Genomic DNA, 25,115 nt, shown 5'->3' on the forward strand with positions numbered 1-25,115 from the left:
AAGCCCGGCAGAACCTCGTATGCCCGATATAAAGGCCCTACAGGCGTCGCCGCCTACCGCCCCTGACCGGCCGCCGGCTCCCCGCACCCGCACGACCGCCGCACCACCAGCGCCGACGGGAACTGCTTCAGCCGCTCCCGCCGGGACCCCGACACCCGTAGCGAGTCGTCGAGCACCAGGTCCACCGCGGCCCGCGCCATCGCCGGGCGGTCCGAGGAGATCGTGGTCAGCGGCGGATCGGTCAGACCCGCTTCCTTCACGTCGTCGAAGCCCGCCACCGCGAGTTCCCCGGGCACATCGATCCGCAGTTCGCGCGCAGCCCGCAGCACCCCGATGGCCTGGTCGTCCGTCGAGCAGAAGATCGCCGGCGGGCGGTCCGGGCCCGCGAGCAGCCCCAGCGCCACCCGGTAGGCGTCGTAGCGGTTGTACGGGGCCTGGAAGAGCCGCCCCTCCGTCGACCGTCCCGACTCGTGCATCGCCCGGCGCCATCCTTCGACGTGGTCGGCGACCGGGTCGCCGACCGCCGGGGTCGTCTCCATGCCGCCGAGGCACGCCACGTATGCGTTGCCGTGTTCGAGCAGGTGCCGGGTGGCCAGCTGCGCGCCGCCGATGTCGTCCGTGACGACCGCGACGTCGTCGATCGCCTCCGGCCGCTCGTGCAGCAGCACGACCCGTGCGTCCCACGCCTCGATCTCGGCAGCGGCCCGCTCGCTGGGGCCCTGGCTGACCAGGATCAGACCGGACACCCGCATTCCGAGGAAGGCCCGCAGGTAGTGGACCTCGCGCTCGTCGCGGTAGTCGGAATTGCCGACGAGGACCATTTTCCCGCGCTCGGCCGCGGCCTGTTCGACCGCGTGCGCCATCTCTGCGAAGAACGGCTGCCGGGCATCCGGAACGATCATTCCTATGAGATCGGTCCGCCGCGACGCCATCGCCTGCGCGACCCGGTCGGGCCGGTAACCCAGCTCTTTGATCGCGCCGAGTACCCGCTCGCGCGTGGCCGGGGCAACCGGCCGGGGTCCGTTGTTGATGACGTAGCTGACGACCGCGGTCGACGTCCCCGCCAGTCTCGCCACATCGTCCCGCGTCACCTTGGCCACGCGCGGCAGTCTACGCGGATGGAACTACCTCTTGGCAGGCCGGACCGGGGCTTCTTCCGTGACCTCGGCTACCTCCGAGTGCTCCGGACGGGTGACGGGTTCGGCAGGTGCGGCCGCCGCGGTCCGGGCCTTGGCCTCCCCGGCCGCGCGCTCCACTTTTTCCGGTGCGACGAAGCGGTAACCGACGTTGCGGACCGTGCCGATCAGCGACTCGTGCTCGGGGCCGAGCTTGGCGCGCAGTCGCCGGACATGGACGTCGACCGTCCGCGTACCGCCGAAGTAGTCGTAGCCCCAGACCTCCTGGAGCAGCTGGGCGCGGGTGAAGACCCGGCCCGGGTGCTGCGCGAGGTACTTGAGAAGTTCGAATTCCTTGAAGGTCAGGTCGAGGACCCGGCCCTTCAGCTTCGCGCTGTACGTCGCCTCGTCGACCGACAGGTCGCCGTTGTGGATCTCCATCGGGGAGTCGTCGGAGGTGAGCTGCTGCCGGCCGGTGGCGAGCCGCAGCCGGGCCTCCACCTCGGCCGGTCCCGCCGTGTCCAGCAGCACGTCGTCGATGCCCCAGTCGGCGGTGACGGCCGCGAGACCACCCTCCGTCACGACGAGGATCAGCGGGCAGCCCGGTCCGGTGGAGCGCAGCAGCTGGCACAGCGACCGCACCTGCGGCAGGTCGCGGCGGCCGTCGACCAGGATGACGTCGGCACCGGGGGTGTCGACGAGAGCGGGTCCTTCGGCGGGGGCCACCCGCACGCTGTGCAGGAGCAGGCCGAGGGCGGGAAGCACCTCCGTCGACGGCTGGAGGGCATTCGTCAGAAGCAGCAGTGAACTCATCGCCGCCCACCTGCCTGGGTTGTCGGTCGATGATCGTGCACGGTTTGCTCGCCTTGCTCGCCCATTACGTCGGTCCTCCTCGTTCCCTGCGAGAGGGGCACTCCCGGGCTGGGCCCGGGGGAGTATGCGGCACTTCTTCGTACGGTTCGGTGCGGCCGTACGACACCTGTCATACGGGTTTTACGGTGCGGCCCCATGCCCCGGGACCGCTGAGCTTGTCGAAACGTCGTCGTAACAACGCACGGAAAGCACAAAAGGACCCGGGGGCTGCATTGCCCGGATCCTCTTCCCAGCAGAATAGCCCACATGAGTTCTGTGTCCGAGAGTTCGTTTCGGAGTTCTTCTGTTTGCTTGATCACCCCGGGAGCCCGGCGTACGACATTGCGGACCGATGACGGGCTGTCGATCGAGGCGGTGTACGAGCCGTGTACAGCCGGTGCCGGCCCCGCCGCCGCCCCGGTCGCGGTCGATACGGCGATCGTGATCGCGCACGGTTTCACCGGATCGGCGGACCGGCCCGCCGTGCGGCGTGCGGCGCGGGTGTTCTCCCAGCGTGCAGCCGTGATCACGTTCTCCTTCCGGGGGCACGGAGGCTCCGGCGGGCGGTCGACGGTGGGTGACCGCGAGGTGCTGGACCTGGCCGCAGCGGTGGCCTGGGCGCGCTCCCTCGGGCACCGCCGGGTGGTTACGGTCGGATTCTCGATGGGTGGTTCCGTAGTGCTTCGGCACGGTGCGCTGTATACGGCGCCCGACACGACCGCGGCCGAGGAACAGCTTCCCCTCACAGTTCCCGCGCACGGGGGGCGCACAGAAGCGCACGCGGATGCAGTGGTTGCTGTGAGTGCTCCCGCCCGTTGGTACTACCGGGGTACGGCCCCGATGCGCCGGCTGCACTGGGTGGTGACCCGCCCCACCGGCCGACTGGTCGGCCGGTACGGCTTCCGCACCCGGATCGACCACAACGAGTGGAACCCCGTGCCGCTCTCCCCGGTCGGTTCGGTCCCGCTCATCGCCCCGGCCCCGCTGCTGATCGTGCACGGCGACAAGGACCCGTACTTTCCGCTCGACCACCCGAGAATGCTGGTGGACGCGGCACAGGGTGGCGCCCAGCTGTGGCTGGAGCGAGGCATGGGGCACGCCGAGAACGCGGCGGACGAGAACTTGCTCACCCGTATCGCGGACTGGTCGGTCGCCGCGTGATTCATGATGGACAGCTGACGCGAGACGAAGGGAGCGCCGCCATGCCAGCGGGAACGATCCGCTACTGGGCCGCCGCCAAGGCGGCCGCCGGAACCGCGGAGGAGCCGTACGCAGCTGCGACGCTCGCCGAGGCGCTCGACGCGGTGCGTGAGCGGCACCCCGGTGAGCTCACCCGAGTGCTGCAACGGTGCTCGTTCCTGATCGACGGCGACCCCGTCGGGACCCGCAGCCATGAGACCGTACGCCTTGCCGAGGGCGGCACGGTCGAGGTGCTCCCGCCGTTCGCAGGAGGGTGAACCGCAGAACATGAGCAGCAGCGATCAGCAGCATCCGTACGGTCAGGAGTCCGGGGCCGGGTACGGGCACGCGTACGGACACGGGCAGGAGCCGCAGTCGTACGGCGAGCAGCCGTACGGGCAGCAGGCCCCGTACGACCCGGACGACCAGGCGTTCCAGGACCCCGGCGCGACGCAGACGTGGCAGGGGCAGACCTGGGACACCCAGTACCAGCCGACCGTCCGGCCCGCACAGCGCGGGCCGCAGTACCAGCAGCCGCCGTACGACCAGCAGCAGTACGACCAGCAGTACGCGCAGCAGCAGTACGAGCAGCCGCATGCCCAGCAGCAGTACCAGCAGTCGTACCCGGGCCGGCCGCCGGTACAGCCGCAGCAGCCGGTCGCCACGGCCGCCGCCGACGCCCGTCCCACGCCGCAGGGCGCCTCGGGCTCGTATCCGCTGCCTCCCGAGGTCCCGGCCGTCGCGGTCGCCGAGGCGGCGCCGGCCGATGGCGCCCCGGACACCGCGACGGGGCCCGACACCTCCGGTTACAGCGCGCCCACCACCCTGGGCAACAGCCGCGTCACCGACGCCCAGCGCGCCCGCGCCGAGGGCCGCTCGCCGATCATCGCGCCGGGCATGCAGCCGGCAGCGATCACCGCGGGTCTCGGGCTGCTGCTCGCCCTCGGTGCCGCGATCGGGCAGTACGCCCTGTTCGTACCGCTGGTACTGCTCCAGGCCGTGACCGCGGCGGGCTGGTTCCGGCTGAACGGCATGTGGCCGGCCCGACAGGGCATCGCCCTCGCCTTCGCCGGTGGGTTCGTCGCCGATGTCGTGCTGCTCGTGGCAGGACGGGACAACGCCCCTGCGGCGATCCTCGGCACCCTCGGCATCTGGGTGCTGCTCACCGTCGTCCTCCAGCTCCGCAGCCACGCGGGCGCCGACGAGCGGATGTACGGGCTGATGGCCACTGTCGCCTCGGCGGCCCTGGCGATCCTCGCCGCCGGGCATCTCGCGGCGGTGCCCGACGCGGTGACCGTGGGCGGTGCGGCCGTCGCGCTCGCCGTGCTTGCTCGCGCGCTGCCGCTACCCGGACCGGTCTCGGTCGTGGTGGCGCTGCTCGTCGCCGCAGGCGCCGGTGTCGTGGCAGGCGGGCTCACCGACCTCGGCGCGAAGGGGGCCCTCCTCGGGCTCGCGGCCGGCGGCTGCGCCCTGATCGGGCTGCGGGTGGCCAGCTATGACTACCCGTCACGTTTTGTGCACATGACCGCCGGTGTGGCGCTTCCGCTGACCGCAGCGGCGCCCGCCGTCTATCTGATCGGCCGCGCCCTCTCCTGACCCGGCGTGATCCCTGCGCCCCGCCCGCCCAGGGCGGTCCCGGCCCGATGCCTGTGCACCGGGCCGGGAACCGGGGAGGGCCCCCGGCTCGTCGATCACCCCGGGGGTGTCGTGCAGCCGCAGTAGGCTCACGGACACCAGGCGGGTCCGGCCGGATCGGGTGCAGGGTGGGGGAAGAAGAGGCATGCGCGCACTGCGAATACTGCTGATCATGGTGGTGGTTCTGGGCGGCATCTTCATCGCCGTCGACCGGGCGGCGGTGTACTTCGCCGAGTCGGAGGCCGAGGGCAGGGTGGAGATCAGCGGCTCCACGGTCGGCTCGACGAACGTCTCCATCAAGGGTTTCCCGTTCCTGACGCAGGTCGCCGGATCCTCGCTCGACGAGGTCGACATCGAGCTCAACGGCATCGAGACCGACGCCGGCGGCCGCAGGATCCGGATCAGCGAGATGAACGCCGAACTCCACGACGTCACGCTGGCCGACGGCTTCTCCAGCGCCACCGCCGCCCGGGCCACGGGTACGGCGACCGTCTCGTACGAGGACCTGACGCACGCGGCCGACGACGGCGTCGTCGTCCGGTACGGCGGCAACGGCAAGGTGAAGGTGACCGGTGCCGTCGAGATCCTCGGCCGCACGCTCACGCGCAGCGTGACCTCCACCGTCACCCTGGTCGACGGCCACACCATCCGCGTGCACGCGGACAAGGTGCCTGGTGAAGGCATCCCCGGCCTCGAAGGCCTGGTGCGCAGGAAGACCGACTTCGAGCGGGAGATCGGTGCCCTGCCGAACGGCCTGAAACTGCAGCGGATCGAGCCGACGAAGAACGGCCTGGAGATCTCCGTGACGGGTTCGGACATCCCGCTCGGCGGATAGGCGGCCCGATACGTAAGGCGTGCCGCGGCTGGGTAGGAGCCCCGACAGCCACTGCGCCACATAATGAGACGGACGCGTCCGACCCGTAGATGACCGAGGGACCCGATCGGTCCCGGTTCGGTCCGCGCGGCGCGGCAAGCTTGCTCTCGTCCCGCATTGTGGACGATCGTGTCTCAAGATACGACACGACGGTGACATGCCCGCCCGTACGTCCCTACGATCGGACCCATGAAGCGACAGGCGGATCTCACGAAGCGGCGGGCAGTAGACCTGTGCCGCATCGCCGCCATGCTCTGTCGCACCGTCTGAGCTGGATCGTCGCATCCCGCGTTCCCGGCCCTTCGACCGCTGTCAGGGCCCACCCCGTGCATGTGTGTACGCGCAAATACTGCGCCCCCGTACATCTCGCATCACGCACCATCTCGCCGCAGACTGCCCCGGAGGAGAACAGAATGAGCCGCAGTGACGTCCTGGTAGACGCCGACTGGGTCGAGGCCCACATCGACGACCCGAAGGTCGCCCTCGTCGAGGTCGACGAGGACACCTCGGCATACGAGAAGAACCACATCAAGAACGCCATCCGGATCGACTGGACCAAGGACCTCCAGGATCCGGTCCGCCGTGACTTCATCGACCAGGCCGGCTTCGAGAAGCTGCTGTCCGAGAAGGGCATCGGGAACGACACCACGGTCGTCCTCTACGGCGGCAACAACAACTGGTTCGCGTCCTACGCGTTCTGGTACTTCAAGCTCTACGGTCACCAGGACGTCCGCCTGCTCGACGGCGGCCGCAAGAAGTGGGAGCTGGACTCCCGCGACCTGGTCGACGGCGACCAGATCCCGTCCCGCCCGGCCACCGAGTACAAGGCCCAGGCCCAGGACGAGTCGATCCGCGCCTACCGCGACGACGTCCTGGCCGCGATCGGCAACCAGAACCTGGTCGACGTGCGTTCGCCCGACGAGTTCAGCGGCAAGCTGCTCGCCCCGGCGCACCTCCCGCAGGAGCAGTCGCAGCGCCCCGGCCACGTTCCGAGCGCCCGCAACATCCCGTGGTCGAAGAACGCCAACGACGACGGCACGTTCAAGTCGGACGACGAGCTCAAGGCGCTCTACGAGGCCGAGCAGGTCGACCTGGCGAAGGACACCATCGCGTACTGCCGCATCGGTGAGCGTTCCGCGCTCACGTGGTTCGTGCTGCACCAGCTGCTCGGAGTCGAGAACGTCAAGAACTACGACGGCTCGTGGACCGAGTACGGCTCCCTCGTGGGTGTGCCGATCGAGCTCGGCGCCAACAAGTAGCCCCGCACGACCTGGACCAGCACGACCCCCGACCAGAAGGACAGAACACCATGTGTGGAGCAAAGGCCGGCGGCCCCGACGCTTCGACCATCAAGCCCGGTGAGACCACCATCCAGGGCAGCGTGACCCGCGACGGCGAGCCCGTCACCGGCTACGTCCGTCTCCTGGACTCGACCGGCGAGTTCACCGCGGAGGTCCCGACCTCGGCGACCGGACAGTTCCGCTTCTACGCGGCGGAGGGCACCTGGACGGTACGCGCCCTGGTCCCGGGCGGCAGCGCCGACCGCACAGTCGTCGCACAGACCGGTGGCCTCTCCGAGGTGGCCATCGCCGTCTGATTCGCGGCACACAGATCGGCCGGAGGGCCGTACCCCAGGGGGTTGGACGCCTTCTGAACCGGGGTACGGCCCTTCGCGCCGTTCACGGAGGTGCCGGCGGTGGCGTTCGCGGGCCCGTGCGCGGGGTGGTGCTCGCAGGGGTGTGCACAGCGCGGTCCGCGGGGTCCGTCCACGCTGTTCGCGTGCGCCCGGATCGGGCCTACGCTTGAGTTATGTACGCCCGGCGCCGTCGCGGCTATTTCCTGCTGATGGGCGGATGCATCGTCCTGTTCGTGTCCGCCTGGGCCGTGGTGCGGCTCTGGTCGATGCCCGTCGCCATAGGGATGTGCGTGGTCGCCATGCTCATCCCGCCGATCGCGGCGATGGTCGCCAACCGGCGGGGGCCGGAGGACCGCTGGTGGGACGACCCCTCGGGCGACCCGAAGTCGGACGAGTGGTGGGACGAGCTCGACGGCAAGAAGCGCCGGTAGACAGCTGCTTCAGTAGACGAGGGCCTGGACGCCGTCGGCCATGATCTCGCTGACGAATACCTGGGCACCCGCGATACGTACGCCTTCGAGGACATCGCTCTCGGTGATGTCGCGACGCGCGGCGCACTGCGTGCAGAGGGTGATCAGGCCGGCCGCCTGAATCGACTCGATCAGATCCGGCAGCGGTGCGGCGTGCGGCAGTTCGAACTCGGCGGCCCGGCCCGGCAGCGAGAACCACGAGGATTCGCCGGTCAGCCAGAGCGACACCTCCACACCGCTGGCGACGGCGACCGCCGCCACCGTGAACGCCTGTGAGCAGCGCTCGGGGGAGTCGGCACCTGCGGTCACCTTGATCACGAGCTTCTTCTGCATATGCCGAACTGTAATCGTCGCCGGTACAACCCCACCCCCTTGCGGGGGGTCAGTTCTGTGCGCAGGTAATGGAATCTGCGCCTCAGGTCTCGTGGGGGGACCCTCTTGGAACCGAAAGACACCATTCCTGACGGGCCGGCCGAGCCGCCCGTGCAGGTCGAGGCGCTGGTCCAGGCCGAGGAGCCGCCCGCGCCCGCTCCGGTGGTCGCGCCCGTGACCGAGCCGCTCGCCGGGCCCGCGACTGTTCCGGTGGCCGAGTCCGATGCGCCGGCGACGCCGGTCAAGCCGCGGCCGCGTGGCCGTACCACTCTGCTGATCGCCGCCGCCGCGGTGCTCGGGATCGCCGGTGGCACCGCCGTCGGTTACGGCGTGCAGGCCGACCGGGCCCCGACCCCGCTGCCCGCCCTGTCCCAGCCGAACCTCGCCTACCCGGCGAAGGCGCTGCCCGCGGACAAGGTCCCGACCCCGCTGCCCGTGTCGCAGGACCGGCAGCGGAAGACGGAGGGCGATCTGCGCGGGCTGCTCGTCAGCAAGCCCTCGGGGGCGCGCAACGCCAGGTTCCCGTTCCCGACCAAGGGCTGGATGTCCCTTGACGCGTATGCGCGGGAGTTCAAGAGCGAGGACTACATGTTCGAAACGCTCGCGGAGGCCGACGTCCGCCGGATCGCGGCCGCCAACTGGGCGCAGGGGCAGTACCGCGACGTGGGCATCCGCCTCGTGCAGTTCCGCTCCGGCGCAGAGCTCGGGGCGGCCGACCATGCGAACGACCAGCTGGGTTACATGCCCTACGCCAAGGACGGCGCAGGCAACGAGGGCGATCCGATCAAGGGCAGCGGCAACGGCCGCTACTTCGTGTACAAGGCCGTGAACAAGCCGGGTTACCTGCCTGTCTACCAGGCGCGGGCCATCGCCCAGCGCGGTGACGTCATGTTCGACATCAACATCTTCGACACCGTGCCGATCAGCAAGAAGGACATCCGGACCCTGGCCGAGCGACAGCTGGAGCGGCTGTGAACGACGACATGACACCCGACACCGCCCCGTCGGCCGAACCGGCTTTGCCCGTCGAACCGACGTCGGCCGCCGAGCCGGCCCTGTCCGCCCCGAAGGGCCGGGCCAGGCGTGTGGTGTTCGCCGTGCTCCCCGCGGTCCTGGTCCTCGGCGCCGTCGGCGGTGCGGCCGCCTACACCAAGGTCACCGTGGACGGCGCCGACCGCACCGTCACCACCAAGGTCTGGGGCGAGGGCGCGCCCAAGCCCGCCAAGGACCCCGCCGGGGACACCGGCCGGGGCAGGACCGACACCGAGCTCAGCAAGCTGCTGTTGCCGGTCCCCGAGAGCTACCGACTCGGCCCGGACATGGGCGAGTACGGGAACGACGACGAGATCAGTGGCAAGAAGGCCACGGCCCAGATGAAGGAGGGCGGCCGGGGGATCGCGGGCAAGCAGCGCCGCGAACGGGACCAGCGCATCGACCGGCTCCACCTCCAGGGCATCGCGCAGCGCTCGTACACCTCCGACGACAACGATCTGACGGTCGAGATCCAGATCGTGAAGATGAAGGACAAGAGGGCCGTCCACGACATGTTCGGCTTCCAGACGGAGCTGATGGGTACCTACGGCGGCTTCCGCGACGGGCCGAAGATCGAGGGCCACAAGAAGGCCAAGTGCTTCCGGGAGCCGAAAAGCAAGGCGAAGCTCGACGCCCTGTCCTGCTTCGCATACGACGGCGAGCTGTTCCTCACCGTCGACGCGTACGGCAGCAAGCCGCTCAGCGCGTCCGCCGTCGCCGATCTCGTGAAGGACCAGCTCGACCACATCGAGTCCCCGGGGGAGTACATATGACCGAGCAGACGGCGGCGCCGACCGCCGAGACCGAGGAGCCCGCTGCTCCGGCGCAGGAGCTTCCGCCGACGGGAGCGGAGCCTGCAGCGGCTGCCGAGCCCTCCCCGGCCATGGACGCGCCGGCTGCCGAGCCCGTCCCGGCCACGGAGCCCGTAGCGGCCGTGGAGCCTGTACCGGACACCGAGCCCCTGGCGGCCCCCGAACAGGCACTCGCGGTGGCGGAGCCCGTACCGGCTCCGAAGTCCTCCCGCCGCGTCCTGCGGGCCGTCGCCCGCTGGACCGCCGCCGTGCTGGTGCTCGGCGGTCTCGGCACCGGTACGGCCCTCGGCATCACCTCGATGGAGCGCACCGACGTACCGGGCCTGGCCACCGAGGGCGACGGGCGCTGGGACTACCCGGAGCTCAGCCTGCCCGCGCTGCCGGCCGGTTCGCCGCGCCCGTTCAACGAGGCCAATGTCGCCGAGATCCACCATGCCGACCTGCGGAAGCTGCTGATCCCCGCCCCGACCGGAGCAACCGCGGACAAGAAGCTGACGGGCGGCTGGGTGAGCACGGCGCAGTTCGTCGGCGAGTTCCGCAAGGACAAGCGCGGCGAGCTCACGCAGCTGCTGGACGACTCGGCCCTGCGCCACATCGCGGCGCGCGGCTGGACCATGCCGGACGGCACGAGGTCCCGGGTCTATCTGCTGCAGTTCAACTCGACGGCGTACGCCCAGGGGCTCCGGGACGACACCTACGTGAGCAGCACCCCGGGCATACCGCTCGACTGGCCCACGGAACTGCAGATGGACGAGAGCTGGAACGCCGGCGGCAAGGTGCCGGAGACCGTGGTCTACACGTTCGGCGAGACGAAGACCGGGAAGGGGCGGATCCACGAGGCCTACATCCAGGCCGGCGACACGCTCGCCCTGGTCATCCACTCGCAGCAGGGCAAGAAGATCGCCGAGCAGATCCCGTTCCGCCAGACACTGATCCTGCAGAACCAGCTGCTGGGCTGATCCGCACGCCGGGGAGCCCGCTTCCTCGGCAAGCCCCGAACCATCGCGCCGGGCCCGTACCCATTAGGCTGGGGCCCGGCCCTGTACTCCCGCCATACCGCTCGTTATCGCTCGTCCGAGGAGCTCCCGTGCTTGAGGCATTCTTCTCCACCCTGCTGGTCCTGGTCTGCGTCGGCGTTCTCGCCTTCGCCGCCCTGACCGTGAAGAAGCTGTACCAGGGCCAGCGCTGACCCCGTCCGCACTGCACATCACCCCCTCACAGATCGTCTGAGCCGCTCATGATCGAGATCCCGTCCGACCTCCACCCGGACCTCGTCCCGCTTGCCTTCCTGCTCGGCAACTGGACGGGCGCGGGCGTGTCCGACTTCCCCGGCGCCGAGAAGTGCAACTTCGGTCAGGAAGTCTCCTTCAGCCACGACGGCCGGGACTTCCTGGAATACGTCTCGCACTCCTGGGTGCTCGACGCCGAGGGCAACAAGGTCAAGCCGCTGGAGTCCGAGTCCGGCTACTGGCGCATCGACAAGGACCGCAAGGTCGAGGTCGTCATGGCCCGCGACCAGGGCGTCATCGAGATCTGGTACGGCGAGCTCGCCCACCAGAAGCCGCAGATCGACCTGGTCACGGACGCGGTGGCCCGGACCGCGGCATCCGGCCCGTACAACGGTGGCAAGCGGCTCTACGGCTATGTGAACGGCGACCTGATGTGGGTCGGCGAGAAGGCCACCCCCGAGGTGGAGCTGCGCCCGTACATGTCGGCGCACCTGAAGAAGGTCGTCACCCCCGAAGAGGTCGAGGAGATGGCCAAGGGCCTCGGCGACCTGCCGGACGACGGCATCGCGTTCTTCAAGTAGGCGCACCACCCGCACGCAGCCGGACGGCCGAGTGGCCGTGAGGCCTGCGGGCGGGCGCTCGTCCGGTCCTACACTGGGCCTGTGGTGAGCACCGACTGGAAGAGCGACCTTCGGCAGCGCGGCTACCGGCTGACGCCGCAGCGGCAGCTTGTCCTGGAAGCGGTCGACAGACTGGAACACGCGACGCCGGACGACATCCTCTGCGAGGTGCGCAGGACGGCGTCCGGCGTGAACATCTCCACGGTCTACCGGACTCTGGAGCTCCTGGAGGAGCTGGGGCTGGTCAGCCACGCCCATCTGGGGCACGGGGCACCGACGTACCACCTGGCCGACCGCCACCACCACATCCATCTGGTCTGCCGGGACTGCACCGATGTCATCGAGGCCGATGTCGACGTCGTCGCCGAGTTCACCACGAAGCTGCGGGACACGTTCGGGTTCGAGACCGATATGAAGCACTTCGCGATCTTCGGCCGCTGTGCCGACTGCACGACGAAGGCGGCGGCGGCCGGACCGGCCCCTGCTCCTGGTTCCGAGCAGTAAATCGAGTCGTACGCTGGTCGCATGAAGAGCCCTCTGCTGTCCCTGCCCGGCGCCGTTCCCGCCGAAGGCCGCGACGAAGGCGTCGCCGCGCACTACGGTGACCTGTTCCGCGAGCAGCGCGCCCTCGCCGACGGCACCGGCCTCGTCGACCTCTCGCACCGCGGCGTCGTCACCGTCACCGGAAGCGACCGGCTGGCCTGGCTGCACCTGCTGCTCACCCAGCACGTCAGCGAACTCGCCCCCGGACAGGCCACCGAGGCGCTGATTCTCAGCGCGAACGGGCACATCGAGCACGCCCTCTACCTCGTCGATGACGGCGAGACGGTGTGGGTGCACGTCGAACCCGACACCCAGGGTGAACTGGTCGCCTATCTGGAATCGATGAAGTTCTTCTACCAGGTCGAAGTCGCCGACCGTACCGAGGACTTCGCCGTCGTGCACCTGCCGGCCGGCTCCATCGAAGAGGCGCCGGAAGGTGTCGTCGTGCGGGAGGCGCCGCACGGCCGCGATCTGTTTCTGCCCCGCGCCGACCTGGAGCAGTACGCCGCCGAGCACGGCCCGGTGGCCGGCATCCTGGCGTACGAGGCACTGCGCGTCGAGGCGCACCGCCCCAGGCTGGGCTTCGAGACCGACCACCGCACCATCCCGCACGAGCTGGGCTGGATCGGCACCGCCGTACACCTCCAGAAGGGCTGCTACCGCGGTCAGGAGACCGTGGCCCGGGTGCAGAACCTGGGGAAGCCGCCGCGTCGGCTGGTCTTCCTGCACCTGGACGGCAGCGATGTCCTGCTGCCCGGGCACGGGACGCCGGTACGGCTCGCCGCGGACGGGGCGGACGGCCGTCAGCTCGGCTTCATCACCACGTCCGCCCGCCACCACGAGCTGGGCCCGATCGCACTGGCACTGGTCAAGCGGAACGTGGCGGTGGACGCGGGACTGCTCGCCGGGGACACCGCCGCGGCCCAGGAGACGGTCGTCGAGCCGTAGATCTTCCGCGGCCCCTCTGCGCGTGCGTCCGGCTTCCAGCCGGACCCCGCTCAGACCTCGACGAGGACGGTGAACGGGCCGTGGTTCGTGAGCGAGACCCGCATGTCCGCTCCGAACCGGCCCGTCTCCACATGCGCCCCCAGCGCCCGCAGCTGCGCCACCACCTCGTCGACCAGCGGTTCGGCGATCTCGCCGGGTGCCGCGGCGTTCCAGGTGGGCCTGCGGCCCTTCCGGGCGTCCCCGTAGAGAGTGAACTGCGAAATCACCAGAAGCGGCGCATCAACGTCGGAGCAGGACTTCTCGCCCTCCAGGATGCGGACCGACCAGAGCTTGCGGGCGAGCTGCGCCGCCTTCTCCACGGTGTCCCCATGGGTGACTCCGACCAGCACACACAGTCCCTCGCCGACGATTTCACCCACCACCGCGGGCCCGCTTCCGTCGCCCGCGCCGTCGGCCACCGTGACGCTCGCGCCGTACACCCTCTGTATCACTGCACGCATACAGACCAACCTATCTTGGGCTGAACGGGTACAGAGCACCTGCGTAGTCACAGTACGGAATGGCACCATGCACGGAGGCGGTGTGCCGACGCACCGGTCGAGGGGATGGACAAAGCATGAGTACATATGGAGCCGGGCACCCAGCCGGAGCCGTACCGGTCACGCGTGCCACAACCAGTACCGATATCACCGCCGGCGCCATGCGGCCACCCGTGCAGCGGACCGGTCCGGGCATCGGCGAGCGTCTGCCGGGGCAGTCGCCGCCAGAGCTCGGCGCCCTGCGACTGCCGGAGCTGCGCAACCTGCGCCGTGATTCGCAGCGCGACGAGGCCGACCTCAGTTACGTGCGCCGTCTGGTCCAGGGCCGCATCGACATCCTGCGGGCCGAGCTGGCCCGCCGCCGGGACCCCGAGGCGCCGGTCGTGGACCGGCTCTCCGAGATCCTCACCGACTCCCCGTCCCGGCACCGTTCCTCCGCCCGGCATGTCACGCTCACCACACCGCGCAGCGACGAGTTCCGCCGACTGGCGGCCGAGACGCTCGCCGAGGTCGAACTCTCCGACCTCGACGCCCGCACCGACGAAGAGCTGTACGCCGCGATGGGGCGGCTCGTCCGTTACGAGCAGCAGGTCTCCCGCCGCCGTCACCAGCTGCAACGTACCGCTGACGATTGCAGCGCCGAGATCGCCCGCAGGTACCGTGATGGGGAAGCACAAGTAGACGACCTGCTCGCCTGAAGCGATCCTTCCGGGCGGGGCGGGTCACTCGCCCCGCCCGGAAGGCCGCCCCTCCCATGACCTCCACACCTCTCATATCCCCGGCGTCCACCGCTCTGCCCGCCGGCCCCGCTCTTCCCGTTCTGGCAGAGGTCGTGCGTTCCGGCTTCGTGGAGGGCCACCATCGGGGCTCCCTGGTCGTGCTGGCAGCGGACGGCAGTGTGGAGTGGGCCCTCGGGGAGCCGGACGCGCCGGTCTTCCCCCGTTCGTCCAACAAGCCGATGCAGGCCGCGGCCGTGCTGCGGGCCGGGCTCGACCTCTCCGGGGAGCGGCTGGCGCTGGCCGCTGCGAGCCACTCGGGCGAGGTGTTCCACCTCGACCTCGTACGCAAGATGCTCGCCGACCACGGACTGACGCCCGAGGATCTGCAGACCCCGCCCGATCTGCCGCTGGACCCGGCGGAGGCGGAGACGTATCTCGCCGCAGGCCAGGTCCGTGAGCGGATCACCATGAACTGCTCCGGCAAGCACGCCGCCATGCTCGCGGTCTGCGCACTCAACGGCTGGGACCGGGCGACCTATCTGGACCCGGCGCACCCGCTCCAGCAGCTGGTCCACCAGGTGGTCGAGGAGGCGGCGGGCGAACCCGTCGCGGCGGTCGGTACGGACGGCTGCGGGGCGCCGCTGATGGCGATCAGCCTGGTGGGTCTGGCGCGGGCGTTCCGGTCGTTCGTGCGGGCCGAGGAGGGCACCGCCGAGCGCCGGGTGGCGGACGCGATGCGTGCCCACCCGGAGTGCGTCGCGGGCACCCGGCGGCCCGACACCTGGCTGATGCGCGAGGTGCCGGGCACGCTCTCCAAGATGGGCGCGGAGGCGGTCCAGGCGGTGGCGCTACCGGACGGCCGGGCGCTGGCATTCAAGATCACCGACGGCGGGGGCCGGGCGCTCGGCCCGGTACTGGCCAGGGCGCTGGAGCTGCTCGGCGTCGACGCACCGGTGGTGGGCCGGATCGGACGGGCGCCGCTGATGGGCGGCAGCGCGGAGGTGGGCGAGATCCGGGCGGCCTTCTGACCGGCTCGGTGGCGGCGGAAAACCGGGCGACATTCCACGGACCGCATGCCTAGCGTGGGCGCATGAGCCTTGAGGTCCGTCCCGTCACCGCATCGGAGTTCCCCGACTGGCTGCGCGCCGTGAACACCGGCTTTCTGCGCCCGCCGACGGTGACGGACGTGGAGGTCGCGAGCCGCCTCTCGCACATCGATCTGGACCGGACCCAAGGGGTGTTCGACGCCGGCCGGTGTGTGGCGACGTTCCGCTCGTTCGCGCAGGAACTGACGGTGGTCGGCGGCGCCACGGTGCCGTCCGACGCGGTCACCAATGTCACGGTGTCGCCCACGCACCGCCGGCGCGGGCTGCTCAGCCGGATGATGGCCACGGACCTGGCGGCGGCCAAGGACCGTGGTGACGTGGTCGCGACGCTGATCGCCGCCGAGTACCCGATCTACGGGCGGTACGGGTTCGGCCCGGCCGCCTGGACCACCGAGTGGGAGATCGACGTCCCCCGGGCGGGTCTGGACCCGCGCTGGCCGGGCCCGTCCGCCGCGGACGGCGGCGGTCGGATCGACCTGGTGGACGGCGCGGAGGTACGCAAGCTCGGCCCGGCCCTGCACGACCGGGTGCGCGCCCGGCAGCACGGCGTGGTCAGCCGTGGCGACCGCTGGTGGCAGCTGAACACCGGCGAGGACGTGCCCGTGCCGGGATCGTGGACGGAACCGTTCCACGCGGTGTACCGCAACGAGGACGGCACGGTCGACGGTCTGCTCGTCTACCGCGCCGACGACAAGTGGGGCGATGCGAAGCAGCCGCTGAACCGGGCGTCCGTCCTCGGTCTGATCGCCGAGACCCCGGCGGCGGAACGGGCGCTGTGGCATTTCGTCTGCTCGATCGACTGGATCACCACGGTCCGTTCGGGCCACCGCGCCCCCGACGACGTGCTCCCCCTTCTCCTTCCGGACCCGCGCGCGGCCCGCATCGTGACGCAGGCGGACTGGATGTGGGTGCGGGTCCTGGACGTCGTACGAGCCCTGGAGGCCCGCACCTACGAGGCCCCGGGCTCCCTGACCCTGGACATCCACGACCCGCAGGGCCTCGCCGGCGGCCGTTTCCGCCTGGACGCGTCCCCGGACGGCGCCTCGTGCGCGCCGACGACGCGGAGCGCGGATCTGGCCCTGGACGTACGGGAGCTGGGGACGCTCTGTCTCGGCGACGAGTCGGCGCTGCGGCTGGCTGCGCTGGGCCGGGTCGAGGAGCTCACGCCGGGTGCAGCGGCGGTGGCGGACAGGGTGTTCCGCGCGGGGCGGCGGGCCTGGTGCCCGGATGTGTTCTGAGTCGGCAGTGGTCAACGTTCGTATGAATCAAAGCTGTTGAGTGGCCGGAGCCTTGGTGTCGAGGGGTGCCGAGCCATGGACCTGTGCCAGGTGGCAGCAGTGCGCATCAGTACAAGCGGATCGCCGATGAGCTGCTGAAAGGGATCAACAGCGAGGTATGGCGACCCGGTGACCGGCTGCCCACCTATGAGCAGCTTGCGGACCGTTTCCATGTCTCGTGCGCGACGGTCAAAGAAGCGCTGAAGCTGCTCAGCAGCAAGGGGCTGATCGTCACCCGGCAGGGCAGTGGGACGTTCGTCGGCGAAGGGCCGAAGTCCGAGTCGGGTGCGGTTGGTGCCGCTCGCACCGCAGATGAAGCTCTACGGTCTGAACCGCCGACCCCACGCTCGATCAGGCTACGTTTCATGCAATGTTTGATCGAACTGGGACGAACTGGCGACGTGCGTCGACTTCTGATGGGTCGAGGGTGTCGCATGGGAATCGCGTGCGGAGCCGAGGAGTAGCGCGAGTATCACGCAGCCCACGATCAGGCACTTCGTGTTGCCCAGCTTGATCCCGGCTGCCATGAGGGAGGCGCTCACGCCACCCATGAAGCCGAGTTTCCATTGCGCCAGTTGCTCTAGGAAAAGGGTGATCCAGGGCATGGCGGTCCCTCCTCGGGAGGTGGGGAGCGGAGAGGCTCGGGGGAATCAGCCGATGCGCGAGCAGCACCCGTACGACGGTGGACGGGCGAGCGGGGAGAGGTGCTGGGTCGAACTTGGAGAGGTTACGACCAACTGCCTAAGTTGTTCCCAGTTGGTGCCATCTCGCAAACAACTCCCGCTTGATGGCGGGAAGTTGTAGCGTTCTGTTGTGACTCCTGAGCGCACAGCAATGAACGGCAGTCGTAAGCCCTCGCCCGATGAAGTGGCGGACGCGCTTCGGGCGCGTATCCGTGCCGGAGTCCTGAAGTCCGGCGATCAGCTGCCGACCCAGGCCGTGCTGGCCGAGGAGTTCGGGGTCGAGCGCGGAGTGGTCCGTCTGGCGCTTCAGCGCCTGCAGAGTGACGGGCTGCTCATGGGTGTCACCAGAGGAGCTCCGCCCCGGGTTGCCAGCCCAGCCGCGGTGGAGGTCCCCCAGCAGACGGCGGCGGGGCTCGGTCCCCGGATCCTGGGGGCGTTCCAGGGCGAAGACGTACGGATCGATGCGCTCTGTCTGACGGCCGAGTCCCTCACCCTCGCCCTGTCCGAGCCATTGCAGCGGATCAGAGCGGGGAAGCCGGCCCCGCGTTCGGTGAAGGTCCGGGTGATGCTGCCGGCCCGCGACCTCGACCTGGCTTTTCCCCGACGGGCCGAACCTCTGCACGACGACGGGGCGGTGCACCAGCGCTGGCTGGCGCTGCGCAACTCACAGGGGCAAGTGCTCAAGCACAACCTTGAATCGCTGCGCAGCACGCACGACCTGGACGTCGAAGTGACGATGAGGGCGCTGCCGTTCACTCCTCCGGTGAAGCTGTACCTGCTGAACGAAACAGAGGCGCTGTTCGCGTACTACACGGTGGAGAAGCGTGAGGAGCTGATCGAGGGCTCGCCGACGGAGCTGTTCGATGTGCTGGGCAGTGACTCAACGCTCTTCCGCTTCGAAGTGACTGCCGGGGTACGCGATCAATTGTTCGTGGCGCAGTCTGCGGCATGGTTCGAGAGTCTGTGGAACACGATTGCGACCGAACTGGTTCTGGGCACCTGACACGGAGTGCCCCAATTGTCGTCGTGGTCATGTCGATTGATGGCCCGACACCTCTGACGTACCTGGGGTCTGCGGGCAGTATGGAGGGTGCGAGCCCCGCCACTTGCCTGCTGCCCCACGGACGGAGTGCTGTGACCAACCCGCACCCGAGGGCGCTGTCGGCCCTTTTCGCATCGGCCAAGCATGTGCTCTTCGACTTTGATGGGCCCGTCTGCGATCTGTTCTCCGGACACACTGCGAAACGGGTCGCAGAGGCACTGGCCGGCGAACTGGGGCTGCGCGGAGGTGATCCGGCCAGTGTGTCCGAACCGGTCGGGGAGAGAGACCCGCTGGCCGTGCTGCAGGCGGTCGCCCGCCTCCACACGGACTCCGACCTGGTCGGGCACCTGGAGCGACGGCTCACGGCCGAGGAGGTCATAGCCACAGAGAGCGCCAAAGCCACTCCGGACGCCGATCTGCTGATACGTACCCTTCGCGACGAGGGATACGTCTTGGCCGTGACGACCAACAACTCCGCAACCGCGGTGAATCACTATCTCGCCGACCGCAGTATGGTCGACTGCTTCGGACGACATGTGCACGGCCGGACGCCCGACCCAGCGCTCCTCAAACCGCATCCGCACTGTCTTCGCCGGGCCCTGGAGTCGACCGGATCGGCGGCGGCCGACGCACTCATGATCGGGGACTCGCGGGCCGACCGTGAAGCCGCCCAGACGCTGGGAATTCCCTTTATCGGATACGCGAAGAACTACAGGAAGTGGGAGGCACTGGGTGCCGAGGACGGGGTCACCGTCGAGCGTCTGGGGCTCCTGGTCGAGGCGGTGAAGGGCGTTCGGGGTCAGCGGCGGTGAAGAGTGTTCGGACGGCGTGCGGTGGGGTGGGTGAAGACACGGGGGCGTCCGAGGGATACATGCCCCTGAAAGGCGATGGCACCAGTAGTTTCCCTTCATCAGCTTCAGTCCTGCACCACCAAAGGCACCGAGACATGGCAGTTCCGCTGGAATCCGAAGTCAAGCGCCGAGCGGCGGACACGTTTGGGCGGCCTTTCGACGACCCGGCGATCGAAGGCCCCCTCAAAGGGAACCATCACGAGGCTTATGCGGTTCCGCTGCCTGACGGGGGCCGCGCCAAATACCGGGAGCCCCGCGCGGGGCTGCTCTGGTTCGACCGGAGGTGTTTCGCCTCGGAGGAGGAGCTGCTCCTGGATCTGCGGGGACGTGTGACGCGGGTTCCGGAGGTGGTCGACCGCGGCGTACTTGTGCAACGGTTCATCGAGGGGAGGACTCTTGGGGCCGGCGTACTGCCGAGCAAGGGCCTCTCGCCGAAGCACCGGTCTCAGCTAGGCGAACTCTTTGGAGAGCTGGCCTCTCTCGGCATCGACGATGTCGGAGCGCGTAGGGTCTGTGACGACGTGGACCGCCCCGGCGACGGCGACTCCCACGGATTCCTGACTCGACTGATCAACTTCACAGAGCAACGCGTGTACCGGGGGCACGGCGTCGCGTATCACGGACTGCTGGCAGAGCTCGGCGTACGGGACGGCGCTTTGGACCATCTCAAGGCCCGGGCCGAGGCACTGACGCCACGCTCCTTCTCGCTGATCCACGGTGATCTGCACCGACGTAACTTCATCGTCGACCGCAAGGGGGATCTTTGGGCCATTGACTGGGAGCTCGCCATGATCGGTGATCCGCTCTACGACCTCGCCACCCACCTCCATCTGATGCGTTACTCGGCCAAGGAGGCGCACCGGGTCGGTGAGCTCTGGCGAAGAGCGGTCGAGAGCCGGCGCCCGGAGTGTGTCAAAGGCTGGGACACGGACCTGAATGTGCTGCTCGCGTACAAGAGGGCACAGTCCGTCTACACCGACGTGATCCGGGGTGCACTGGCGCTGAGGACGCAGGGCGCCGAGCCGAACCGGCTACAACTGCCCAGGATCGCCTGGCGGATCAAGCGGGCGCTTGGGGCGGCACGCCTACCGCTCAGGCTGGAGGCCGAGCCCTCGGTGGGTGAGGTGATCACCGCCTACGCTCGCTGGCTGAAGGCGCCCCCTGTCGTTACCGCGACCGCACGCTGAGTAGCACACCGACGGGGTCGGCCCGCCTTTGGGCTCCGTTCCCGCCCCGCCCCGTCACCCCTCCCGTGTGCCTAGCAGCACTTTGCCCAGCAGGCTGCGCTCCTCGATCGTCGTGTGCGCTTCGGCCGCCTGCTCCAGTGGGTAGACGTGCCCGATCACCGGACGCAGCCGTCCGGCCGCTGCCTCGGCCAGTGCGTGTCCGGCCAGGCGTACGTACTCCGCGCCGGTCAGCTGTACGTCCCCGATGCCGCGCAGCGTGATGCCACGCCGTGCCGCTTCTTGCGGGTCGATCGGGGCGAAGCCGCCCGTCGGTGCTCCGTGGGCGGAGAAGCGGCCGCCGTCGGCGGTCAGGGTGAAGGCAGCCGCTCCCATTGCACCGCCGACCCCGTCGAGGACCACATCGGCCGGGCCGCCCGCCGCTTCCAGGGCCGTACGCGCCTGTTCCACCCACCCCCTGCCCGCTCCGTCGATCGCGTCGTCGGCGCCCAGCTCCCGTACCAGCGCCGTCTTCCGGTCGCCGCGGGCCACCGCGACGACATGGGCGCCTGCCGCGTGCGTCAGCTGTACGAGGAGGGTTCCCATGCCGCCGGAGGCGCCGAGGATCAGCACGCGTTCGCCGGGGCCGGGGGCGGTCGCTTCCATCAGCGCGGCGGCCGTCACCCCGTCGTGCGCGAGGGCGGCGGCCTCGCGCAGCCCCAGCCCGTCCGGTACCGGCACCAGGTGGTCGGCGCTGGTCACCGCCTGCTCGGCGTAGCCGCCGGTGAAGCCGACGGAGGCGACGACCCGGCGTCCGGCCCATCCGGTGTCGACGCCCTCGCCGACGGTGCGCACCGTCCCGGCGATCCCGCCTCCCGGAACGTACGGGGGCCGGACCGGAAAGTAGTCACTGAACGCACCCGACCGGATCTGGGTCTCCACGAAGAGCGTGTCGACGTGGCTCACGGCGATCACCACCTCGCCGGGCCCCGGCACCGGGTCGGGCATCTCGGCCGGAGCCAGTACCTCCGGGCCACCCAGCTCCCTGACCAGCGCCACACGCATGCGGATCACACCTCTCCGTCACCGGGCGACCGGCCTGCCCCGCGCCCGTGCGACCACTCTCGGACGTCAAGTCCGGTTGAGGTCAAGGGCGTACCCTTCATGGTCATGAGCGGAGAGAAGACCGGAACCGGGCCGGCTGCGCAGGCGCCGGTCAGTCTGCGTGAGCGGAAGAAGCAGCTGACGTACCAGGCGGTCTCCGATGCCGCGATCGCCATGTTCCTGGAGCGGGGCTTCGACAAGGTCTCGGTGGCGGAGGTGGCGGCCGCTGCCGACATCTCCAAGCCGACGCTGTTCCGGTACTTCCCGGCCAAGGAGGACCTGGCTCTGCACCGGTTCGCCGACCACGAGGACGAGGCGGCCCGGGTGGTCGCGGCCCGTGGGCAGGACGAATCGCCGCTGGACGCCCTGCGCCGCCACTTCCTGGACGGTCTGGAGCGCCGTGACCCGGTGACCGGGCTCTGCGATCACCCGCAGGTCCTGGCGTTCCACCGGATGCTGTACGGGACACCGTCGCTGGTGGCCCGCATGTACGGATACCAGGGCCGCTCGGAGGCGGCGCTCGCCCGCGCGCTGGGCGACGCCGTACCGGACCGGCTGGCAGCGGGGCAGATCATCGCCGTACAGCGGATCCTGGCGCTGGAGAACTGGCGGCGCATCGACGCGGGGGAGAGCGCGGACGAGGTGTACGAGGACGCGGTGCGAGCGGCCGAACTGGGCTTCGTGCAACTGAGGTCGGGTCTGGAGAAGGAGCGGTAGGACGGACGGCCGCGCGAATCCTCCTGGCCGCTCGAACCGAACCGGAATCGCTCGCCCGGCTCAGTCGAGCAGCGACTCTCCGAGGCGCGATCCGTTCGCGAGGCCGTAGTCGTCGGAGCCGAAGACCTTGGAACCGGAGCCGGTGAGGCCGGACGCGGTGCCCAGCAGGGTCCACAGGGCTCCGTTGCGACCGTTCTCGAAGGGTGCGGTGACGGCCAGATCTGCCTTGCCGTTGTGGTTGTAGTCGGCGAGCCGGACCTGGCCGCCGAACAGGTCGTCGGTCTCGGGGCCGCCCGGCACGCCGGTGGTGCCCTGGGAGATGCGCACGACCCCGGACATCGACACTCCGGAGGCGGAGCCGCGGAACACCGCCACATCGCCGGCGTTCTTGGTGCTGCCGAGGTCCTCGCCGTTGACACCGACCACCAGCTCGGCCCGGCCGTCAGCGGTGATGTCGCCGATCGCCAGCGAGCTGCCGAAGCCGTCGGCGTCCTCGTCGGCGCCAGGCACACCGGCGCTGTTCTGGTGGATGACCACCGGATCGCCGACACCCGCCGGGCTGCCGTACCGCACGGTGACGTAGCCGGCGCCGGCGCTCGGATCGGCTGCGGAGTAGTACTCGGGCCAGGTGAGGGACGCCGCCATGTCGTCGTAACCGTCCCCGTTGATGTCGCCGAGGGCGACTGCCGTGCCACCGCCGGTCACCCGCGGCCCCGTCTGCGGCCTTCCTGTCGCGCCGTAGAAGACGTCGACGGCCGGCCGGTCGTACCCGGAGTCGCGTCCGGTCACGGCCAGATCGTCCTTGCCGTCCCCGTCGATGTCGCCCACGGCCGCCTCGCTGTTGCCGAGCTGCCCCCCAGGCCCGGTCAGGCCGGTGTACGTCGGTTCCGGCTGGCTCCCGCGGGCGAAACCCCCATCGTAGACGGCGACGGACTCCGACTCGATCACGGCGAGGTCCGCACCGCTGTCCCCCGTGAAATCGCCCACCGCGACATCCCAGCCGTGGGCCTGCCACGGGTGCGGGTCGGCCACCGCGGTCGTGGTGCTGCTGGTGAACGGCTTGGTGCCGCCCCAGAGGATGGTCACACTGCCCTGGCCCTCGTTGCTGCCCACACCTTCGTGGTCGGCGCCCACGACGAGGTCCGCGTATCCGTCCGCGTCCAGGTCTCCGCTGGCGATCGACATTCCGAAACGGTCGCCGTCCTCCGGCGTCCCCGGAACCCCGGAGGAACTCTGGTTGAGCCCGACCCGCTTGGTGGTCAGACCGGTTGCGGAGCCGAAAGTCACGATCACTCCGCCTGCGGCCGGGGCGCCGTTGATGGCCTTGTACGGCATGCCGATCGCGAGGTCCCGGTGTCCGTCGCCGTTGAAGTCGTCGGCGTACTTGGCGGGGGCGGCGGCGGCCGGCGCCGCGGTGACGGCGGTGAGCAGGCCACCGGTCAGCGCGGCTGCGGCTGCGATGGCGACGAGGGTGCGGGGCTGCAGAGACATGGCGGTGTTTCCCCCCTGGGACAGGTCCAGACAGTTGCGTAGACGACGCGGGGGGCTGAAGGGTTGCACGAGACATGCGTGGTGTTCGTACAGCAGAGGCCACCTACTCCGCTGAGGAGGTGGCCGGCCTGTGTCTGTGCCGTCAGGGCGGTGGGATCGGACCCCCGGCTTCTTCGCCCCGAACGCGGCGATGCGTGCGAGTGGCCTTGTGTGCCAGCTGTTTGGCGTGAGCCGACGCGCAAGTGGCCCGGTCCGTAGCCGTCCACGGGAGTCGGGGAGGGCTGCCGCCGTTGGCCTGCTCGACTGTCGGCCGATGCGCTGGAGGTCGTCCCGTACCGGGTGGTGGTTATGACCTGGGGGTTATGCCCAGCCCTTGTGCGAGTCCCTGGTCCGCTGCCCCACGCTGCAGGGCCCCGCTTTCCCCGGAGCCGCCTCTGCGCCGCAGTACGACCAAGCACGCCCCGACCGCGGCTGAGAACACGACCGCCATGGAAACGATGAAGATCATGGGTCCCCCGTTTGTCCGGCGGAACCGGCCTGCGGTCCCTTGCCGATCCGTAACTGTCAGTATCGGCGCGATGGCGGAGTTTGTGAATACCGCGAACGGGGTCCCGCCGCACATCGCGGTGCGGCGATCTGTTCTTCGGCCCGAACGCGATCACAGACTCAAGTGACCTGACGTGCCTGCCGTTTGACCCGGCCGGCGCGCAAGGTCATGTCCGTAGTCGTCCCTGGGGAACGAGGAAGGCTGCTGCCTCGGCTCTCTGGCCAGGGCATGGTCCAGGTCGGTCCACACCCGCTTCTGGGGTTCGATCGGTTGGGCCTCATGCAGCACGTGCTCCGAGATCTCAGGCCGCTTGCTGCCGCTGGACGCCGCAGCCGTCAGCGAGATCACGACCGTGCAGGCTTCAGAAGTGACCGGCGCTAGCATGAGGACCGCCTCGGCCGTACGGGACTAGCTTGGCCGCCTGCCCCGGACGGCCGAGTGCGTTTTCGACCCGTCGACGCTGGGCGTCCGAGGGATAAACGGCTCGCGGTGACGGTGCCCGGGTGCCATACGATTGCGGCGGTTTGCAGCTCCGGTCCTCACCCCAGGTGATCCGGCT

The 25,115-nt window shown here is 69.7% G+C and carries 28 protein-coding genes; 21 read left to right on the forward strand and 7 right to left on the reverse strand.

All coding sequences use genetic code 11. The annotated features are described in order from the left end of the window. Window positions 1–53: 53 nt before the first annotated feature. Both ACFYP5_RS26350 and ACFYP5_RS26355 read right to left on the reverse strand, forming a co-directional pair. The gene (locus tag ACFYP5_RS26350; protein WP_030925025.1) at window positions 54–1,100 is read right to left on the reverse strand and encodes a LacI family DNA-binding transcriptional regulator; all 1,047 of its coding nucleotides are present in this window, start codon (window positions 1,098–1,100) and stop codon (window positions 54–56) included. Between the two features lie 24 nt (window positions 1,101–1,124). Then, a complete protein-coding gene (locus ACFYP5_RS26355) occupies window positions 1,125–1,928 on the reverse strand; it encodes a response regulator transcription factor (protein WP_389040564.1) in 804 nt (267 codons plus the stop codon). A gap of 306 nt (window positions 1,929–2,234) precedes the next feature. Between ACFYP5_RS26355 and ACFYP5_RS26360 the strand changes: the two genes are divergently transcribed. From ACFYP5_RS26360 to ACFYP5_RS26390, 7 genes are all read left to right on the forward strand, one after another. Next, complete coding sequence (locus ACFYP5_RS26360) at window positions 2,235–3,128, forward strand: alpha/beta hydrolase family protein (RefSeq protein ID WP_389040567.1); 894 nt, start codon at window positions 2,235–2,237, stop codon at window positions 3,126–3,128. Between the two features lie 41 nt (window positions 3,129–3,169). Further along, window positions 3,170–3,424 (forward strand): MoaD/ThiS family protein, encoded by a 255-nt coding sequence (locus ACFYP5_RS26365; RefSeq protein ID WP_030925031.1) that lies wholly within the window; start codon window positions 3,170–3,172, stop codon window positions 3,422–3,424. Window positions 3,425–3,434: 10 nt separating this feature from the next. Further along, the gene (locus ACFYP5_RS26370; protein WP_389040570.1) at window positions 3,435–4,742 is read left to right on the forward strand and encodes a hypothetical protein; all 1,308 of its coding nucleotides are present in this window, start codon (window positions 3,435–3,437) and stop codon (window positions 4,740–4,742) included. Between the two features lie 184 nt (window positions 4,743–4,926). After that, a complete protein-coding gene (locus ACFYP5_RS26375) occupies window positions 4,927–5,616 on the forward strand; it encodes a DUF2993 domain-containing protein (RefSeq protein ID WP_389040573.1) in 690 nt (229 codons plus the stop codon). Window positions 5,617–6,068: 452 nt separating this feature from the next. Continuing rightward, entirely contained in the window at window positions 6,069–6,914 is an 846-nt protein-coding gene (locus tag ACFYP5_RS26380) for a sulfurtransferase (protein ID WP_389040576.1), read from the forward strand. 50 nt (window positions 6,915–6,964) lie between these two features. Next, window positions 6,965–7,252 (forward strand): DUF1416 domain-containing protein, encoded by a 288-nt coding sequence (locus ACFYP5_RS26385; RefSeq protein ID WP_030925040.1) that lies wholly within the window; start codon window positions 6,965–6,967, stop codon window positions 7,250–7,252. A 212-nt stretch (window positions 7,253–7,464) separates the two neighbouring features. Further along, window positions 7,465–7,722 carry a DUF3099 domain-containing protein gene (locus ACFYP5_RS26390; RefSeq protein ID WP_389040579.1) on the forward strand — a complete coding sequence of 86 codons (258 nt, stop codon included), beginning with the start codon at window positions 7,465–7,467 and terminating at the stop codon, window positions 7,720–7,722. 9 nt (window positions 7,723–7,731) lie between these two features. On the opposite strand, the gene ACFYP5_RS26395 is transcribed toward ACFYP5_RS26390, so the two are convergent. Beyond that, on the reverse strand, window positions 7,732–8,094 hold the full coding sequence (locus ACFYP5_RS26395; RefSeq protein WP_327125699.1) for a DsrE family protein: 363 nt from the start codon (window positions 8,092–8,094) through the stop codon (window positions 7,732–7,734). A 105-nt stretch (window positions 8,095–8,199) separates the two neighbouring features. Here ACFYP5_RS26395 and ACFYP5_RS26400 point away from each other — a divergent pair, with 105 nt between their 5' ends. The 6 genes from ACFYP5_RS26400 (at window position 8,200) to ACFYP5_RS26425 (ending at window position 13,317) form a co-directional block, all read left to right on the forward strand. Further along, window positions 8,200–9,108 (forward strand): hypothetical protein, encoded by a 909-nt coding sequence (locus ACFYP5_RS26400; RefSeq protein ID WP_389040583.1) that lies wholly within the window; start codon window positions 8,200–8,202, stop codon window positions 9,106–9,108. Then, window positions 9,105–9,938, forward strand: a complete 834-nt coding sequence (locus ACFYP5_RS26405) for a hypothetical protein (RefSeq protein WP_389040586.1) — start codon at window positions 9,105–9,107, stop codon at window positions 9,936–9,938. The genes ACFYP5_RS26400 and ACFYP5_RS26405 overlap by 4 nt, the downstream gene beginning before the upstream one ends. Continuing rightward, entirely contained in the window at window positions 9,935–10,936 is a 1,002-nt protein-coding gene (locus ACFYP5_RS26410; RefSeq protein ID WP_389040589.1) for a hypothetical protein, read from the forward strand. The genes ACFYP5_RS26405 and ACFYP5_RS26410 overlap by 4 nt, the downstream gene beginning before the upstream one ends. A 278-nt stretch (window positions 10,937–11,214) precedes the next feature. Beyond that, complete coding sequence (locus ACFYP5_RS26415; protein ID WP_389040591.1) at window positions 11,215–11,787, forward strand: FABP family protein; 573 nt, start codon at window positions 11,215–11,217, stop codon at window positions 11,785–11,787. Window positions 11,788–11,868: 81 nt separating this feature from the next. Next, on the forward strand, window positions 11,869–12,330 hold the full coding sequence (locus ACFYP5_RS26420; RefSeq protein WP_389040594.1) for a Fur family transcriptional regulator: 462 nt from the start codon (window positions 11,869–11,871) through the stop codon (window positions 12,328–12,330). A gap of 21 nt (window positions 12,331–12,351) precedes the next feature. Then, window positions 12,352–13,317, forward strand: a complete 966-nt coding sequence (locus tag ACFYP5_RS26425; protein WP_389040597.1) for a YgfZ/GcvT domain-containing protein — start codon at window positions 12,352–12,354, stop codon at window positions 13,315–13,317. A 50-nt stretch (window positions 13,318–13,367) separates the two neighbouring features. Here ACFYP5_RS26425 and dtd read toward each other — a convergent pair whose 3' ends face one another. After that, entirely contained in the window at window positions 13,368–13,817 is a 450-nt protein-coding gene (gene dtd, locus ACFYP5_RS26430; protein WP_389040600.1) for a D-aminoacyl-tRNA deacylase, read from the reverse strand. Window positions 13,818–13,933: 116 nt separating this feature from the next. Here dtd and ACFYP5_RS26435 point away from each other — a divergent pair, with 116 nt between their 5' ends. The 4 genes from ACFYP5_RS26435 (at window position 13,934) to ACFYP5_RS26450 (ending at window position 17,422) form a co-directional block, all read left to right on the forward strand. Further along, the gene (locus tag ACFYP5_RS26435) at window positions 13,934–14,554 is read left to right on the forward strand and encodes an ABC transporter substrate-binding protein (RefSeq protein ID WP_389040603.1); all 621 of its coding nucleotides are present in this window, start codon (window positions 13,934–13,936) and stop codon (window positions 14,552–14,554) included. Between the two features lie 56 nt (window positions 14,555–14,610). Beyond that, on the forward strand, window positions 14,611–15,603 hold the full coding sequence (locus ACFYP5_RS26440) for an asparaginase (protein WP_389040606.1): 993 nt from the start codon (window positions 14,611–14,613) through the stop codon (window positions 15,601–15,603). Between the two features lie 62 nt (window positions 15,604–15,665). Further along, window positions 15,666–16,919: a GNAT family N-acetyltransferase gene (locus ACFYP5_RS26445; protein WP_389040609.1), complete on the forward strand. Its 1,254-nt coding sequence runs from the start codon at window positions 15,666–15,668 to the stop codon at window positions 16,917–16,919. An 83-nt stretch (window positions 16,920–17,002) separates the two neighbouring features. Beyond that, window positions 17,003–17,422, forward strand: a complete 420-nt coding sequence (locus ACFYP5_RS26450) for a GntR family transcriptional regulator (RefSeq protein ID WP_389040612.1) — start codon at window positions 17,003–17,005, stop codon at window positions 17,420–17,422. On the opposite strand, the gene ACFYP5_RS26455 is transcribed toward ACFYP5_RS26450, so the two are convergent. Next, on the reverse strand, window positions 17,315–17,563 hold the full coding sequence (locus ACFYP5_RS26455) for a hypothetical protein (protein ID WP_389040907.1): 249 nt from the start codon (window positions 17,561–17,563) through the stop codon (window positions 17,315–17,317). The two genes, ACFYP5_RS26450 and ACFYP5_RS26455, sit on opposite strands and share 108 nt — an antisense overlap. A gap of 229 nt (window positions 17,564–17,792) precedes the next feature. On the opposite strand from ACFYP5_RS26455, the gene ACFYP5_RS26460 reads away from it, so the two are divergent. From ACFYP5_RS26460 to ACFYP5_RS26470, 3 genes are all read left to right on the forward strand, one after another. Further along, the gene (locus ACFYP5_RS26460) at window positions 17,793–18,644 is read left to right on the forward strand and encodes a GntR family transcriptional regulator (protein WP_389040897.1); all 852 of its coding nucleotides are present in this window, start codon (window positions 17,793–17,795) and stop codon (window positions 18,642–18,644) included. Between the two features lie 131 nt (window positions 18,645–18,775). Next, a complete protein-coding gene (locus tag ACFYP5_RS26465; protein ID WP_389040614.1) occupies window positions 18,776–19,495 on the forward strand; it encodes an HAD family hydrolase in 720 nt (239 codons plus the stop codon). 134 nt (window positions 19,496–19,629) lie between these two features. Next, window positions 19,630–20,721 (forward strand): phosphotransferase, encoded by a 1,092-nt coding sequence (locus tag ACFYP5_RS26470; RefSeq protein WP_389040617.1) that lies wholly within the window; start codon window positions 19,630–19,632, stop codon window positions 20,719–20,721. 54 nt (window positions 20,722–20,775) lie between these two features. Here the strand turns inward: ACFYP5_RS26470 and ACFYP5_RS26475 are convergent, their stop codons facing one another. Next, on the reverse strand, window positions 20,776–21,762 hold the full coding sequence (locus ACFYP5_RS26475) for a zinc-binding dehydrogenase (protein WP_389040620.1): 987 nt from the start codon (window positions 21,760–21,762) through the stop codon (window positions 20,776–20,778). A gap of 99 nt (window positions 21,763–21,861) precedes the next feature. Between ACFYP5_RS26475 and ACFYP5_RS26480 the strand changes: the two genes are divergently transcribed. Beyond that, window positions 21,862–22,518, forward strand: coding sequence for a TetR/AcrR family transcriptional regulator (locus tag ACFYP5_RS26480; protein WP_389040623.1), 657 nt, complete (start codon window positions 21,862–21,864; stop codon window positions 22,516–22,518). A gap of 60 nt (window positions 22,519–22,578) precedes the next feature. Here the strand turns inward: ACFYP5_RS26480 and ACFYP5_RS26485 are convergent, their stop codons facing one another. Beyond that, a complete protein-coding gene (locus ACFYP5_RS26485) occupies window positions 22,579–24,009 on the reverse strand; it encodes an FG-GAP repeat protein (RefSeq protein WP_389040626.1) in 1,431 nt (476 codons plus the stop codon). Between the last annotated feature and the right edge of the window lie 1,106 nt (window positions 24,010–25,115).

This window comes from Streptomyces sp. NPDC005262, from assembly GCF_042872425.1.
Taxonomy (GTDB): Bacteria; Actinomycetota; Actinomycetes; order Streptomycetales; family Streptomycetaceae; genus Streptomyces.

Bases quoted from the DNA above. Each gene is read 5' to 3' on its own strand.
- ACFYP5_RS26355 (WP_389040564.1), bottom strand. From the start codon at position 1,928: ATGAGTTCACTGCTGCTTCTGACGAATGCCCTCCAGCCGTCGACGGAG.
- ACFYP5_RS26360 (WP_389040567.1), top strand. From the start codon at position 2,235: ATGAGTTCTGTGTCCGAGAGTTCGTTTCGGAGTTCTTCTGTTTGCTTG.
- ACFYP5_RS26365 (WP_030925031.1), top strand. From the start codon at position 3,170: ATGCCAGCGGGAACGATCCGCTACTGGGCCGCCGCCAAGGCGGCCGCC.
- ACFYP5_RS26370 (WP_389040570.1), top strand. From the start codon at position 3,435: ATGAGCAGCAGCGATCAGCAGCATCCGTACGGTCAGGAGTCCGGGGCC.
- ACFYP5_RS26375 (WP_389040573.1), top strand. From the start codon at position 4,927: ATGCGCGCACTGCGAATACTGCTGATCATGGTGGTGGTTCTGGGCGGC.
- ACFYP5_RS26380 (WP_389040576.1), top strand. From the start codon at position 6,069: ATGAGCCGCAGTGACGTCCTGGTAGACGCCGACTGGGTCGAGGCCCAC.
- ACFYP5_RS26385 (WP_030925040.1), top strand. From the start codon at position 6,965: ATGTGTGGAGCAAAGGCCGGCGGCCCCGACGCTTCGACCATCAAGCCC.
- ACFYP5_RS26390 (WP_389040579.1), top strand. From the start codon at position 7,465: ATGTACGCCCGGCGCCGTCGCGGCTATTTCCTGCTGATGGGCGGATGC.
- ACFYP5_RS26395 (WP_327125699.1), bottom strand. From the start codon at position 8,094: ATGCAGAAGAAGCTCGTGATCAAGGTGACCGCAGGTGCCGACTCCCCC.
- ACFYP5_RS26410 (WP_389040589.1), top strand. From the start codon at position 9,935: ATGACCGAGCAGACGGCGGCGCCGACCGCCGAGACCGAGGAGCCCGCT.
- ACFYP5_RS26415 (WP_389040591.1), top strand. From the start codon at position 11,215: ATGATCGAGATCCCGTCCGACCTCCACCCGGACCTCGTCCCGCTTGCC.
- ACFYP5_RS26425 (WP_389040597.1), top strand. From the start codon at position 12,352: ATGAAGAGCCCTCTGCTGTCCCTGCCCGGCGCCGTTCCCGCCGAAGGC.
- dtd (WP_389040600.1), bottom strand. From the start codon at position 13,817: ATGCGTGCAGTGATACAGAGGGTGTACGGCGCGAGCGTCACGGTGGCC.
- ACFYP5_RS26435 (WP_389040603.1), top strand. From the start codon at position 13,934: ATGAGTACATATGGAGCCGGGCACCCAGCCGGAGCCGTACCGGTCACG.
- ACFYP5_RS26440 (WP_389040606.1), top strand. From the start codon at position 14,611: ATGACCTCCACACCTCTCATATCCCCGGCGTCCACCGCTCTGCCCGCC.
- ACFYP5_RS26445 (WP_389040609.1), top strand. From the start codon at position 15,666: ATGAGCCTTGAGGTCCGTCCCGTCACCGCATCGGAGTTCCCCGACTGG.
- ACFYP5_RS26455 (WP_389040907.1), bottom strand. From the start codon at position 17,563: ATGCCCTGGATCACCCTTTTCCTAGAGCAACTGGCGCAATGGAAACTC.
- ACFYP5_RS26460 (WP_389040897.1), top strand. From the start codon at position 17,793: ATGAACGGCAGTCGTAAGCCCTCGCCCGATGAAGTGGCGGACGCGCTT.
- ACFYP5_RS26470 (WP_389040617.1), top strand. From the start codon at position 19,630: ATGGCAGTTCCGCTGGAATCCGAAGTCAAGCGCCGAGCGGCGGACACG.
- ACFYP5_RS26475 (WP_389040620.1), bottom strand. From the start codon at position 21,762: ATGCGTGTGGCGCTGGTCAGGGAGCTGGGTGGCCCGGAGGTACTGGCT.
- ACFYP5_RS26480 (WP_389040623.1), top strand. From the start codon at position 21,862: ATGGTCATGAGCGGAGAGAAGACCGGAACCGGGCCGGCTGCGCAGGCG.
- ACFYP5_RS26485 (WP_389040626.1), bottom strand. From the start codon at position 24,009: ATGTCTCTGCAGCCCCGCACCCTCGTCGCCATCGCAGCCGCAGCCGCG.